The organism is Pseudoalteromonas sp. P1-16-1b (assembly GCF_001401785.1).
GTDB classification, from domain to species: Bacteria; Pseudomonadota; Gammaproteobacteria; order Enterobacterales; family Alteromonadaceae; genus Pseudoalteromonas; species Pseudoalteromonas undina.
The window spans coordinates 89,811-103,750 of the sequence record NZ_LKGQ01000010.1; the positions used below are offsets into that span (position 1 = coordinate 89,811).

Annotated in this window: 14 protein-coding genes and 1 riboswitch; of the genes, 7 read left to right on the forward strand and 7 right to left on the reverse strand. The window is 40.2% G+C overall.

The window, feature by feature from the left end:
• Positions 1 to 25: 25 nt before the first annotated feature.
• Entirely contained in the window at positions 26 to 997 is a 972-nt protein-coding gene (locus tag AN392_RS09255) for a zinc transporter ZntB (protein WP_010391556.1), read from the reverse strand.
• A gap of 250 nt (positions 998 to 1,247) precedes the next feature.
• Between AN392_RS09255 and AN392_RS09260 the strand changes: the two genes are divergently transcribed.
• The 3 genes from AN392_RS09260 (at position 1,248) to AN392_RS09270 (ending at position 3,687) form a co-directional block, all read left to right on the forward strand.
• Entirely contained in the window at positions 1,248 to 1,670 is a 423-nt protein-coding gene (locus AN392_RS09260) for an ATP-dependent zinc protease (RefSeq protein ID WP_010391555.1), read from the forward strand.
• A gap of 66 nt (positions 1,671 to 1,736) precedes the next feature.
• Positions 1,737 to 2,642, forward strand: a complete 906-nt coding sequence (rimK, locus tag AN392_RS09265; RefSeq protein WP_008467750.1) for a 30S ribosomal protein S6--L-glutamate ligase — start codon at positions 1,737 to 1,739, stop codon at positions 2,640 to 2,642.
• Positions 2,629 to 3,687 carry a succinylglutamate desuccinylase/aspartoacylase family protein gene (locus AN392_RS09270; RefSeq protein ID WP_055012533.1) on the forward strand — a complete coding sequence of 353 codons (1,059 nt, stop codon included), beginning with the start codon at positions 2,629 to 2,631 and terminating at the stop codon, positions 3,685 to 3,687. The genes rimK and AN392_RS09270 overlap by 14 nt, the downstream gene beginning before the upstream one ends.
• 87 nt (positions 3,688 to 3,774) lie before the next feature.
• On the opposite strand, the gene AN392_RS09275 is transcribed toward AN392_RS09270, so the two are convergent.
• The 4 genes from AN392_RS09275 to recQ form a co-directional block, all read right to left on the reverse strand.
• Positions 3,775 to 4,350, reverse strand: coding sequence for a mechanosensitive ion channel domain-containing protein (locus tag AN392_RS09275; protein ID WP_010391553.1), 576 nt, complete (start codon positions 4,348 to 4,350; stop codon positions 3,775 to 3,777).
• Between the two features lie 64 nt (positions 4,351 to 4,414).
• Positions 4,415 to 6,133 carry a POTRA domain-containing protein gene (locus AN392_RS09280; protein WP_055012534.1) on the reverse strand — a complete coding sequence of 573 codons (1,719 nt, stop codon included), beginning with the start codon at positions 6,131 to 6,133 and terminating at the stop codon, positions 4,415 to 4,417.
• Between the two features lie 139 nt (positions 6,134 to 6,272).
• Entirely contained in the window at positions 6,273 to 6,557 is a 285-nt protein-coding gene (locus AN392_RS09285; protein WP_010391549.1) for a DUF3630 family protein, read from the reverse strand.
• Entirely contained in the window at positions 6,544 to 8,388 is a 1,845-nt protein-coding gene (gene recQ, locus AN392_RS09290; protein WP_055012535.1) for a DNA helicase RecQ, read from the reverse strand. The genes AN392_RS09285 and recQ overlap by 14 nt, the downstream gene beginning before the upstream one ends.
• A gap of 143 nt (positions 8,389 to 8,531) precedes the next feature.
• Here recQ and AN392_RS09295 point away from each other — a divergent pair, with 143 nt between their 5' ends.
• Both AN392_RS09295 and rarD read left to right on the forward strand, forming a co-directional pair.
• The gene (locus tag AN392_RS09295) at positions 8,532 to 8,987 is read left to right on the forward strand and encodes a thioesterase family protein (RefSeq protein ID WP_008467759.1); all 456 of its coding nucleotides are present in this window, start codon (positions 8,532 to 8,534) and stop codon (positions 8,985 to 8,987) included.
• A 51-nt stretch (positions 8,988 to 9,038) separates the two neighbouring features.
• The gene (gene rarD / locus AN392_RS09300; protein ID WP_008467760.1) at positions 9,039 to 9,959 is read left to right on the forward strand and encodes an EamA family transporter RarD; all 921 of its coding nucleotides are present in this window, start codon (positions 9,039 to 9,041) and stop codon (positions 9,957 to 9,959) included.
• 3 nt (positions 9,960 to 9,962) lie between these two features.
• Here the strand turns inward: rarD and AN392_RS09305 are convergent, their stop codons facing one another.
• Positions 9,963 to 11,195, reverse strand: a complete 1,233-nt coding sequence (locus AN392_RS09305) for a response regulator (RefSeq protein ID WP_024600798.1) — start codon at positions 11,193 to 11,195, stop codon at positions 9,963 to 9,965.
• A gap of 85 nt (positions 11,196 to 11,280) precedes the next feature.
• Positions 11,281 to 11,655, reverse strand: coding sequence for a DUF413 domain-containing protein (locus tag AN392_RS09310; protein ID WP_010391544.1), 375 nt, complete (start codon positions 11,653 to 11,655; stop codon positions 11,281 to 11,283).
• Between the two features lie 89 nt (positions 11,656 to 11,744).
• On the opposite strand from AN392_RS09310, the gene AN392_RS09315 reads away from it, so the two are divergent.
• Positions 11,745 to 12,614, forward strand: a complete 870-nt coding sequence (locus tag AN392_RS09315; RefSeq protein WP_008467766.1) for a LysR family transcriptional regulator — start codon at positions 11,745 to 11,747, stop codon at positions 12,612 to 12,614.
• Between the two features lie 163 nt (positions 12,615 to 12,777).
• Positions 12,778 to 13,707, forward strand: a complete 930-nt coding sequence (locus tag AN392_RS09320; RefSeq protein WP_055012536.1) for a porin — start codon at positions 12,778 to 12,780, stop codon at positions 13,705 to 13,707.
• Between the two features lie 57 nt (positions 13,708 to 13,764).
• A riboswitch (cobalamin riboswitch) is annotated at positions 13,765 to 13,895 on the forward strand.
• Positions 13,896 to 13,940 lie beyond the last annotated feature (45 nt).

The following is a 13,940-nucleotide window of genomic DNA, read 5'->3' on the forward strand; positions in this document are numbered from 1 at the left end:
GTGTCTTATTGGATCTGTATTGTAATTACAGCCACTTTTTATTTTTAAAGTAAATACCAATCCCACCAGTCAAAACAACCAAAAACACCACAAATGCAGTAAATGCATAGGGACTATCTGTGCCAGGTATACCGCCAACATTGACCCCCAATAACCCAGTTAAAAATCCCAGTGGTAAAAATAAAGCAGCCACCACCGACATCACATACATACGCTGATTTAATTGCTCAGACACTTGGTTAGTAATGGTTTGCTGAATAACGAGTGCACGCTCTATTGAACTATCGAGCTCTTCTAAATAGCGAATAAGTAAATTGGTGGTTTCATTTAGCTTGGCTTTATCATCGTCAAACAGCCATGGGTAATGATTATTAACCATGTTGCTGAGCGCTTCTTTTTGCGGTTTTAAGTAACGTTTTAGCGCGATTGTTTGGCGGCGAAGTTGCGACAAGCCTTGGTTATCAAACTTTTTACTAGGCTCATCAATTTCTTCTTCAAAATCATCTAAGCTTTCATCTAGTTCATCTATTACCGTTTGCATACGTGAAGTGAGCTTTTGCGCTAAGCTACACACTAGTTCAGAAATACTGCTTGGTCCCTCATTATTATTTAACGAGGTTAGAATATCTTGCACTGATAATAACCGGCGCTTACGGGTAGTGATCACCACGTCTTTATTAATAAATAGGCGAATAGACACCATGTCTTCAGGGCTTTGCGCTGGGTTTAAATTGATTCCACGTAAAAACAGCATATGGCCATTCATTGTAGGAGTAATGCGAGGACGTGTTTCATCTGCGGTGAGTGATTCAAGTTCGTAGTCGTTTAATTGGCCGCAGTTTTTTAACCAATCAACGGCTTCTTTTTGACTGTAATCCATATGCACCCACAGCTTTCCATCAGTAGGTTGCCATTGGTGTAACTGTTTACTGTTTTCTATTGGGCGAGCCCCGCCTTGTTCATCAAGAATAAGCGCATGAAGTAAGCCATTGATCATAATAATTTCTCATAGATAGTATATTTTTAATACAGTTGACTGTAGTGTATTTAACTTAGCTTTACTTTGTAGAGTTAATCAACAAAAAATTGTTTTTTAGCCTATGGTTAAGTGCATACGTTAGGGGTGCATTGTTAAACGAGTTAACTTAAAAGGTCAATCAAATCGGCTTATCGAGTAGATGAATTTATTTTGTTGGTGTTTTGTTGGCTGTAGCGTATAAAACACTTTTTTTACTAAGGGCACATTTATGACGACAAAAATAACAGTTGGTTGGCGTGAGTGGTTAAGTTTACCCGAGCTAGGCATCGAGCAAATTAAAGCAAAAATAGACACTGGTGCGCGTACTTCCTGTATTCATGCAATTAATATTGAAGAATACGAAGTCGATGGCGAAAAATGGGTTAAATTTACAGCCCAACCATTGCAAGAAGACGAGCAAACGCAAATTACCTGCAATGCCAAAGTTAAAAAGATGAAGTACGTTACCAGCTCTAGTGGCCAAAAAGAATTGCGTTACTTTATTGAAACTACATTACATGCCGGCGAATTTAGTTGGCCAATAGAAATTACATTAACAAGTCGTGCGTCTATGAAGTTTAGAATGTTGTTAGGGCGCACAGCAATGGAAAATCGCATAGTCGTTGATCCGGCTTTATCACATTTATTATAAGAATTCGTTGAGTAGCAAACATAATTATATCTGCTTGCTCAACATCATTTAGTTAAGGCTTTAATGATGAAAATTGGTATTTTATCTCGTAACAAAAAATTATATTCAACGCGTCGCCTAATCGAAGCTGCTGAGGCGCGCGGACATGAAGTGAAAGTAATTGATGCGTTACGCTCTTACATGAACATAAACTCAGAGCAACCTGAAATTCATTATCGTGGTGAAAACCTAAAAGATTTCGACGCTATCGTGCCACGTATTGGTGCATCGGTTACATTTTATGGTTGTGCTGTATTACGCCAATTTGAAATGATGGGGGTGTTCCCTGTTAATGAATCAGTAGCTATTTCTCGCTCTCGCGATAAATTACGTTCTTTGCAGTTACTATCGCGTAAAGGTGTGGGTATGCCGGTTACAGGCTTTGCCAGCAAGCCCGATGACGTAAAAGATTTATTAGAAATGGTAGGCGGCGCACCGGTCGTTATTAAGTTACTTGAGGGTACTCAAGGTATTGGTGTGGTATTGGCTGAAACACGTAAAGCAGCTGAAAGTGTTATTGAAGCATTCATGGGTTTAAAAGCCAATATCATGGTGCAAGAGTACATTAAAGAAGCCGGTGGTGCAGACATTCGTTGCTTTGTATTGGGCGATAAAGTGATTGCTGCGATGAAACGCCAAGCACAAGAGGGCGAGTTCCGCTCTAATCTTCATCGTGGTGGTAGCGCTACACTGGTACGTATTACCCCAGAAGAACGTAAAACAGCGGTTGCTGCAGCAAAAGCAATGGGTTTAAACGTTGCTGGCGTTGATTTACTCCGTTCATCTCGCGGCCCTTTGGTTATGGAAGTAAATTCATCGCCAGGCCTAGAAGGGATTGAAGTGGCAACTGGTAAAGATATTGCGGGTATGGTGATTGACTTTATTGAAAAAACGGCCTCAGTGAAAGGAACTGCAACTCGTGGCAAAGGTTAAAATTAACCGACCTTTCACCCTGTTAGGTGAAAGCATTGGTGTAGGTGAACGTAAAACACTCGCACTAGAAGCTGCAAAGCTTTATACCCATTCACCGCTTAATATTCCTATTGAAGTGGTCAACGGTGTTATGGAAGGCCCTGTATTGATGGTCTGTGCGGCAATACATGGCGATGAGCTTAATGGGGTTGAGGTTGTGCGCCAGTTACTGGCTAAGATCGATCCTAACCAGTTGCGTGGCACATTAATAGCGGTGCCGATTGTGAATGTATTTGGTTTTATTCATAAATCTCGTTACTTGCCCGATCGCCGTGATATGAATCGAAGTTTTCCTGGCTCTGAACGTGGTTCGTTAGCAGGTCGTATGGCGTATATGTTTTTTAACCAAGTCGCTGTGCATTGTACGCATATTATAGATTTGCATACGGGGGCGATTCATCGTACTAACTTACCGCAAATACGCGCTAATTTAGCCGATGAAGCTACAGCGCAAATGGCTAAGGCTTTTGGCACACCTGCGGTTATTGATGCGTCGTTACGCAATGGCTCATTGCGCAGTGAAGCGGCTAATTTGGGTATACCCGTTATTACCTACGAAGCAGGTGAAGCGTTGCGCTTTGACCCGATTGCGATTGCAGCGGGTGTACAAGGGGTTGATTATGTTATGCGTCATTTAAAAATGATGCGTGGTAAGCGCCCTAAAAAACTACCTGAGCCGGTTATTGCAGGTTCAACAAGTTGGGTACGAGCTGAGGTTGACGGTATAGTAAGAGCGCAAGTATCGTTAGGTGAACGTGTCACTAAAGGGCAAATACTGGCATACATAAGTAGTCCGCTTGGCGATTCTGAGCTTGAATTGCTTGCTCCACGTAGTGGCATTATTATTGGTCAGCAAACCATGCCTCTAGTAAATGAAGGCGATGCTGTGTTTCATATTGCTTACTTTGCTCACTCAAATAGTTTGGTAGAGCAACAGCTTGAAAGCTTTATTGGTGAAATAAGTGATTTAGATGATGAACTGAAAACAGCTGAGCTAAATAATTAACTTCACCCGTAAGAATTAACTTCACCCGTAAGAATTAAAAAAGCCGCTTAAGTTTATTAGCTGAAGCGGCTTTTTTGTAATTGTTATTTAATTACGTGGCTTTGGGCCAATAATTCGTTTAATTTTAGGCGCTTTTGTTGGTTTTGGCTCTGTATTGAGTACTAACACGGGGCGGGTAACAAATAAGTTATTAGGGTAAATCACCCTATGTCCATCAACGTGTTCGAGTAATACATTCATCAGCCCCATTTCAATAATGCGCCCTTCAATGGCATTGGCCCCATCCACGATTCTAACCCAATAGCCTACACGGCAGTCATTTTGTATAAACATGAGTAAAAAAGCAGTTAAGTTGCTCAATAATGACCAAGCCGCAAACAGCGCAACGCCTAACATGGCAAATAAGGAAGAGCCTAATACCAGTAAACCACGCAGCTCTATTCCCCAAAAAACTAAAACTAAACACAACATAACAAAGGCGAGTATTATTTTTAATAGTAACTCTGCTCGGTATTTTCTGTGTAAATCGATTTTACCTCTAATGGCTTTTTCGAGTAATTTTTTAGTGAGCTTTAACAATAACGGAAAGCTCAACAGTGCAATCACGGTTACGATTAGCTTATATTGTGTGCTCACAAGCTCTAAAAGAGAGATTAATTCCAAAACGTATTCTCACAATAATGATAGGCGCAAAGTGTAACGTGTTAGCTTTGTGCGCAGTAGTGATTTAAAAAGAATTTTTAACGCTCAGTAGCCACTGTACAGAGTCAACATCGTTATATTTATTTAGTGGCGCGGCAATATCAAGGTGGATCATAGTACCCGCGTTGGCGCGACTTGGCGCAAGGCGTAAACCTAATCCAACATTTTTAAGCACGGGTGTGTTTTCAACTTGATACAGGGTATTCGAGTCGTTGTTATACCATGCGCGGCCTACATCTAAAAAGGCTGCGCCTCCCACTTTAAATAGTTGTAGTAAGTCATACTCCCAATAGTAGCGCTTTTCTAAGCTGACTAAAAAACTCCGATCGCCATGTTGAAACTCAATAGGGTAACCGCGTAAACCTGTTTCGCCCCCGAGAGTGAGCTGCTTATCGTTGGTGAGGTTTTTTGCGTATTGTAGCCTGGCTTTTACATACCAAGACTGATCAATACTGGTATTTAAATAATATTGAATTTGGCTGGTGGTGATTAAGTTTTCAAGCTGTTTTTGTTCTTTATTCCAATAACCTTGAATATCTGCGTGAAAGCGCCATAGCGTATTATCACCACTAAAATGTGCTTTGTTAAAGTTAAACGAGTAAATAGCGCGGCTATCGTCGTTACTAATTGATTCATCAGAATAACCCAGCGTAGCTTTTATATTCCAACCTAAATTTAAATCCTCGGTACGGTAAATACTGTCAAAGTTACGCACTTTTATAAAGTTATCTTCAAACCAGTGGCCGCTTACATAAGGATAACTAAGCTGCCTATTTTCAGCTAGCGGCACAGTGGTTTCATCGATGCTTTTAAATGTTTGTTGCTCATCGATATAACCTAGGCTCAAGCGCTGTGTCCAGTTATGGCTAAGGGCTTTAGAGTGACCAAAAAACACCTGATTTAGGTCGGTGGTTTGTTCAAACTCACTAAATTTATCGCCCCTAAGATAGAGTGCCTCTTCTCGCTGGGTAGAGTAACTCAGGGCACCATAACTATAGGGTGTATCAATGGCGTAAAATGGGTAAGTAAGCTCAACTAAGTGACTTTTACCGTCACTGTTATCGGCATACTCTATACGACCTCTGTAGCGTGTTGATAGGATATTTGGATCATCGTAAACAAATAAATAGCCATTACGATCACTGTCGGTTTTGCGAGCAAACGATAATCGTTTGCCCCAACCAAATAAGTTCGACTCGCGAAAGCCGATACTTGATTTATTTTCGCCACCACTGCGGCTAAAGCTAAGCTCGGGTAGCAAAGTCCACAAATCGCGAGTCACCACGGTTACATCAACATCGCCATCGCAGTTTTCGTTGGCAACAATTTGTGCGTCATATAAATAGTTTTGTTTACGCAGTAGCCGCTCTGATTCAGCCAAGGTTTTTTGATTAAAAGTATCACCCGCTTTAAACAATAAAATGCTTTTAATAACCTCAGGCTCAGTTTGTATATGTGCACGATTAGCAAAGCGAAACAGTGCGTTGTTTTCAGCTTCGAGTTCGGTATTAAAAACATTAAGTTGTTTAAGATTAATTGAGGCAATTTTAGCGTTACTATTTGTTGTAAGCGATGGAGGTTGAGACTCGATTTGTCGACGCAAGTTAATTTCAGAAGTTTTCAATGAATCGTCATTTTGGCAGCTTTGGGCTAGTGGCGTTTCTTGCGCGCAAACGCTGAGCATAAACATACTCAAAATAGAAAGGCTAAAACAACTACGTGCAATCCATTTTCTATTTAGCATTGACCCTCTTTAGCGCTATTTTGCAAAATAAAACACTTACTCTTAGCTTACATCATTGTTATTAATATGTAAGTAAAAGTGCCAATTTAGTTTATTTTTTATAGCAATTATAAGGTATTAGCGATAAATAGACGTGGCCTTAGCTTAAATAAAATGTTAACGCTGCCAATAGGTTGTCGGCATCTTGACCTTCGCCGTTAATCCACACACTTTGACTGTAATGCTCAAAATTTAAATTAAACGTGTGGTTAGCATAGTTAAAACGCAGTTGGTGACGATCAGCCCCAGCTGCAAATTCACTAATGCTAATTTCATCGCTGTGCAAAAAAAACGTTCCCCACAACTCAAAGTCTTCATCGTGCGGCAACTCTGTTGGTTTAACAATAATGCATTGATGTGTGTGATCGTATTCAAGTTCGGTCATAAGGGGCTTGTTGCGTTGCTAGATAATGTCGAATTGCGGTTAAAAACTCACCGCCATATTTGTTTAATTTAGTAAAACCAACCCCCGACACTTTTAAAAATTCACTGTCGTTGGTAGGCATAAGCTGCGCCATTTCGGCCAGCGTTTTATCGTTAAATACTACATAAGGGGGTACGTCATCGGCATCGGCTAATTCTTTACGTAATGCACGTAGGCGAGCAAATAACTTTTTATCGTAATTAAACTGCGCTAATTTATCCTGATAAACGTGCTTAGCTTGTAGGCGTGGTTCAGCCAGTTGTAGCGCATACTCACTCTTTAAAATAGCGCGTGCAGCTTCGGTAAGCCGTAGTGATGCGCCTTGGGTTATATCTTGGCTTAGTAGCCCTTGGTGAATAAGTTGGCGTAAAATACTGAGCCAAAACTCACTGCTTTTATCTTTACCTATGCCATAGGTGCTGAGTTCATGATGGTTGTTATCACGAATGCGGCTGGTATTTGCGCCGCGTAATAACTCTACAATGTAACCTAAACCAAATCGTTGCTGTGCCCGATACACACACGAAAGTGCTTGTTGGGCCACCAGTGTGCCATCAAAGCTTTTTGGAGGATTTAAGCAAATATCGCAGTTACCGCACGGCTCTCGTTGGTATTCACTAAAGTAGTTTAATAATATTTGACGTCTGCAGGTCTGCGCTTCGGCAAAACTGGCCATGGCATTAAAGCGTTGCTCTTCTACACGACGGCGTTGTTCATCGTCAATATCTTCAAAAAAGCGTCTAACCCGCCCTATATCGGCAGGGTCAAAATACATAATGGCTTCTGCAGCCAGTCCATCACGCCCAGCGCGACCGGTTTCCTGATAATACGCTTCAATACTTTTTGGAATGTCGTAATGTAATACAAAACGTACGTTAGGCTTGTTAATTCCCATACCAAAGGCAACGGTGGCAACCACAATTTGAATATCGTCGCGGGCAAACCCGGTTTGCACAAATTGACGCTGTTCGTTACTCATTCCCGCATGATAAGCAGCCGCATTAAGGCCTGCATCGGCAAGCTTTTCAGCAATATCATCAACCCGCTTTCGACTGGTGCAATAAATAATGCCACTTTGATTTTTTTGCTCTTTCAAATAGCGCAGTAATTGCACCATAGGTTTAAATTTCTCTTCTATGGTGTAACGAATATTAGGGCGGTCAAAGCTGCCGGTATGAATATAAGGCTGCTGTAGCTTGAGTTGCTCAACAATATCAAAGCGGGTGGCTTTATCAGCGGTGGCAGTGAGTGCCATCATAGGTACATGTGTAAAGCGTTGCTTTAATTCATTTAACCTAAAATAGTGAGGTCTAAAGTCATGTCCCCAATGAGAAACACAGTGTGCTTCATCAATAGCAAACAAACTGACATTTAAATGCGATAAGCGCTCTAAAAATTCTCTTTGTAGTACTTTCTCTGGGGCAACATAAAGTAATTTTATTAGCCCCTGATGCAACTGCTGATAGACTAACTGCTGTTCTTCACGGGCTAAGCTGTTATTTATATAAGCGGCTTTTACGCCTAGAGCTTGCAACTGAGTTACTTGATCTTGCATTAAAGAAATGAGCGGAGAGATAACAATGGTTACCCCCTCTAATACTAGTGCGGGTATTTGGTAACACACCGATTTACCACCACCGGTAGGCAATAATACTAACGAGTCTTGGCCGTTAATCGCAGCATCGATTACTGCACTTTGACCGTCGCGAAATTCGCTGTAACCAAACACTTGTTTGAGTACAGTTTCAGGTTTACGCACCAGCGTATTTGGAGAGGGAGTTAGTGTATTCATCGGCGCTATTTTAGTGGTTTTTTATCAGGATGTCTTTAGCTTTCATTATTTGGTGTAAACATCGGTAATGATAATCGAGGAGGTTACAACAGCTTTAAGTTGTGCTTTACTCATCGTACCACCTTTAAACATAGAGAATAATAATGAATAAAGAAATGTTGATTGAACAAGTTGGGGCGTTGTTTGTTAATAATATGCCTTTTAACCAATTTTTAAAAATAGCGGTGGAGTCACTTAGTACTGAACAAGCTAAAATCTCCTTTCCTTGGCAAGATGTATTAATAGGCAACCCCGCGCAAAAAATTCTCCATGGCGGAGTTATTTCGGCGGTACTTGATAATGTCGGTGGAATGCTTGCTGCTGCCAGTGTAATCGGAAAACTAGACGATGCAGATTTACCCAGTGTACATAAAAGGCTAGCCACACTGGGTACTATAGATTTACGCACCGACTATTTACGTCCAGGCAAAGGCGAGGTTTTTATTGCTAGCGCTAAGCTGATTCGCTCAGGAAATAAAGTATGTGTGTGCCGAATGGAGTTACACAATGAGCAGTCAGTACAAATTGCTTTTGGAACGGGCACGTATTTAGTTGGCTAAAAAGTGAGAGGGGGGTAAACTGACGGCCTTTTAAATCACCAAGTGGTTACTATGTCGATTGATACCGAGCAGCGAAAGGGCGCTATTTTTGCCTGCCTCGCTTTTTTTATGTGGGGCCTCGCACCCATTTATTTTAAGATGATCCAACATGTGTCAGCATTTGAAATTTTAATGCACCGTGTTATTTGGTCAGTGGTGTTTCTTATTGTGGTGGTGAGTGTGCTCAGCTACTGGGATAAAATTAAACGCATTTTAATCCAACCTAAACTTATTTTGATGTTAGTTGTTACCTCGACCTTACTAGGGTTTAACTGGGGATTGTTTATTTGGGCCATCAATAACAATCACATGTTGGATGCCAGCCTAGGTTACTACATTAACCCTCTATTAAATGTGTTGCTTGGTATGGTGTTTTTAAACGAGCGATTACGTAAGTTGCAAGGTGCTGCTGTTGCTTTAGCTTTTACAGGCGTGTTGTTACAGCTAATTAGTTTTGGCTCATTCCCCGTGGTAGCGTTTTCATTAGCGACATCTTTCGCACTATATGGCTTATTACGTAAAAAGCTACAAGTTGATGCTCTGCCTGGGATTTTAATTGAGGCATTAATATTGTTACCCGTGGCGCTTACCTATTGGTGGCTAATGGTACCGACTGAAACGTCAAATTTACCAGGGAATGATTGGCTAACCAATGTATTATTGGTGAGCGCGGGCATAGTAACTACGCTGCCACTGCTGTGTTTTACCGGCGCGGCTAAGCGTTTGCAATATACAACGTTAGGGTTTTTTCAGTATATAGGGCCTAGCCTAATGTTTATTTTAGCGGTGGTATTTTATGGTGAGGTGTTTGATGCTGAGCGCGTAATTACCTTTGCGTGTATTTGGAGTGCATTGGCTATTTTTAGTTGGGACTCATACCATCAATCGCGAAAACGCAGAAAAGCGGCCATTGTAGCCTCTGGTGTGGTTTAAAAACTAAACCACTTTATTACGACCCGACTCTTTGGCTTTGTAGAGCTTTAAGTCGGCTTGTTTTAATAGCTCGTCAATTTGATAGGTTTCACTGTGGCTGAAGCCTATCGATAACGTAAACTTGATGTTTGCTTGACTGAATTCATGACTGTTAAGCTCAATAAAAAGCCTGAAGCTCTCTAGTCGTTTTAGCGCTTCCTGTTCGGTTAGCTCAGTAAAAAATACCGCAAATTCTTCTCCGCCTAAACGGGCAACCAATTGGTTTTCAAAATATTTATTAAAGCATATCGCAAGCCCTTTAAGCACTTCATCTCCGGCATCATGGCCATAGGTATCATTAATAGCTTTAAAATGGTCAATATCAAGCATAGCTAACATGGCTGGTGCTTTTGCTTTTTTAAACTGCTTTAATGACTTATTAGCCTCTTCAAAAAAGTAACGGCGATTAGGGAGTTTAGTTAAATAGTCAGTATTGGCTTGGCGCTTTATAGTTTCGATATGCTCTAGCATATCGACGTTTTGGCTTAACCGGCAGTAAAATTCTTCACTATTAAAAGGTTTATACAAGTAGTCATTTGCCCCATTTTTTAAAAATAAGGCAGACAAATTAGACGATGTAGCGCCTGAGATACCAATAATAGCTTTTTCGTCATTACTATAAATGCGCCTAATTTCATTACACAGCTCAATACCGCCCATATTAGGCATTTCTTTATCTATGATAATCACAGAGATGTCAGGGGTATTTTCAAGCTCTTTAAGTGCCTCTAGGCCATCGGCTGCTTGTAATATTTGGTATTTATGACGTGTTAATAAATTACAAATATATTGGCGTGTAGACGCTGAGTCATCAACAACCAGTACTTTAACTTGCTTATTGCGAGGTAGGCGATAAAGCTGCTTTTCTAAATATTCGTAAGCTTGTTTATTGCCTTTGATAATGTAATCAATAATAGGGTACTTTTCGACGGTGTCGCGAGTTTGATTATCGATATTGCCAGTCATAACAATGGTAGGGATATCTGCTGCAACCGTGCAGGGAACCGCTTCCCCTTGCGGGGCATCAGGCAATATAAAATCAACGACTGCGCAAAAATAAGCATGTTTACTTATTAGCTCTTTAGTCTCAGCCAGCGACTGGGCAATATCAACTTCATAGCCAATTTTTTGCGCGATATGCTTTTGCACTCGCGCAATAGTGGGGGTGTCTTCAACAATAAGTATTCTGTGCGTCACGTGGCAGCCTGTTTAAATTTTGCAAAAATGTTTGCTTATACAAGTTGTAACTGCTAAAACGCCAAAAAGCAACTATTGTAATGACTTATAGATTGTCTGCCTCAGAGTAATAATCTTGACTGATTGGTGTTGGCCCTGAAATTTTTGAGCGACCAAATAATGTATGAAATTTTGTTTTACAGGTTGTTAACTTTAAGTATTTAACCCATGCTCGCTCTATGGGGTTGCTTGGCTCTACTATGCCACTAACCGCATTTACAAATTGTTGCTGATGTTCGTTTTGTGGCTCAACCGCTTTGTTATACAAGCTTTTTAAAACAACACCGTGCTGTTCTAAAATACTTGCCTCTAACAGGGTAAAGTGTCCGCTGCGACTAAATCCGCGTGGAAAGTTTTGATCATCATAAAACTGACGTTGACTAACAAATGCTTGACGAAGTAGTGAAATATCATTGCTCATAGCTGTACCCTCATACCAATTATTAGCTGGAGTATGGTACATAATCGCTATTTTTTTAAACAAAAAATTTTTATCGTGAGGATAAAAAATTGGACATAGATTTATTAAAAACATTTGTTGAAGTGGTGCGTACTCGCCATTTTGGTAAAGCGGCAGAAAACCTATACATAACGCAGTCTGCAGTGAGTTTTCGAATTCGTCAATTAGAGCAGGGCTTAGGCGTAAATTTATTTATTCGCCAGCGCAATAATATTCAACTCACCGCCCCTGGTGAGCGCTTGTTGCCGCATGCTCAAATGATTATTACTGGAATGCAAAGGGCCAAAGTGGATGTTGCACTTGCAGATAATATGCATAAGCAAATCAGCTTGGCTGGGACTCCTAATATTTGGGATGCGTTTTTACAGTTTGGTATTACAAATATAGTATCGGCTATGCCCGGTGTATCTTTGGTGGCAGAGGTAAAAGCACAACAAGAGAGCACTCGATTACTATTAGAGCGTACCCTTGATCTAGCCATTTTATTTGATCCACCAAAAGTAGACGAACTCGTTGTTGAACGAATTTGTGAACTACCTATTATTCCGGTTAGTGGCTACGACACCGCAACAGGCGATAACTTTTTTGATAATCAATATGTTTATGTTGATTGGGGAACTACGTTTTCTCTTTGGCATGCCCGTCAATTTACCGGTAAAACGCCGCCTTATTTTAGAACCAGTACCGGACGTATAGCGCTTGATTTAATACTGCAATGTGGCGGTAGTGCGTTTATTCCACAGGTATTAGTTAAAGATCATTTAGAAAAAGGCGAACTTTTTCATGTAAAAGGGGTAGAAAATACGTCAAGAGATGTATTTGTTGCCTATCATAGAGATAACGAACAGAAAGAGTTAATAGAAACTCTGGTTAATTTGCTGTCGCAAATGACACCGAGTTTATTGAAACAAAGTAAGTAGTCGTTAAGCGGTATATTTTAGATGTTATTTTGATTTCAGATTTAATGCAGTTTTATTAACTTAAAAAGACAAAAATGTGTCCTTTGTAATATTTTTGTCATTTAGTGGTGACACACTGCTGCTGTTTTAAAAATTAGTCTATTGTGATTATCGAGGAAATAACATGAAATTTGCAAAATCGAGCTTATGCTTAGCCTTACTTAGTGGTTTATCTTTTAATGCGCTTGCAGAAGTAGACATTTACGGTAAAGCGAATGTAACTGTTCAATCATCTGACGATGGTGAAGGGTCGTTTACTGAAATTAAAAGTAATGCATCTCGTTTCGGACTTAAAGGGTCTGAAAAAATTTCAGACGGTTTAGAAGCTGTTTATAAGTTTGAATTTCAGGTTGATGTGTCGGATGCTGACTCAAAAGGCGATAAAGATAATATTTCAGCACGTAATCAATATGTAGGTTTTAAAGGTTCATTTGGTCAGGTAGTAATAGGCCGTAACGATACAGCGCTAAAGCAGGCGCAAGGTAAACTTGATTTATTTAATGACCTTGAAGGTGATATTAAAAACACGTTTAAAGGTGAAAACCGCTTAGGTAACTCAGTATCTTACGCTTCAAACTCATATGAAGGCTTTAAAGTATTCGCTTCATTTATTGCAGAAGATGATAAAGATGCCAAAAATGGTTACTCAGTGGCGTTAACTTATGGTGATGCTGGCCTTAAAAAGAGCGCTGTATATGCTGCTGTTGCTGCTGATAGTGAAGTAAATGGTTACGACGTAGTACGTGCAACAGTTCAAGGTAAAATTGAAGACTTTAGACTTGGTGCAATGTACCAAACACAAGAAAAAGTAGACGGTAGCGCTGAAGCTGACGGTTACTTAGTGAATGCAGCTTACCTAATGGGTAGCAACACTTTTAAAGTGCAATATCAAACAATGGATTTTGATGACAGCGATGATAAAAGTGCAGTATCGGTAGGTGTTGACCACAAGCTAAACAAAAATCTTAAGGTGTTTGGCTTTTACTCAAGTTTTGATATGGACAACAACGTTGACCAAGATTACCTAGGTTTAGGTATGGAATATAAGTTTTAACTAAACCTCAGTTAAAACACTCCCTTTTAACCGCACTCAGCTGAGTGCGGTTTTTTTTGCTTTAAATTATTTACTTATCTGCGCATAATAGCCAAGCATTTGGAATGAGGTGAAACTCCTCAACTATACCCGTAACTGTAATCAGTTTTACTGTAAGTCAGATACAAGTGCCTTAAAACTTCATATAACGAGCGGGTTAACTCATTTTCTTTTTGGTACTTGTGGTACTGAGT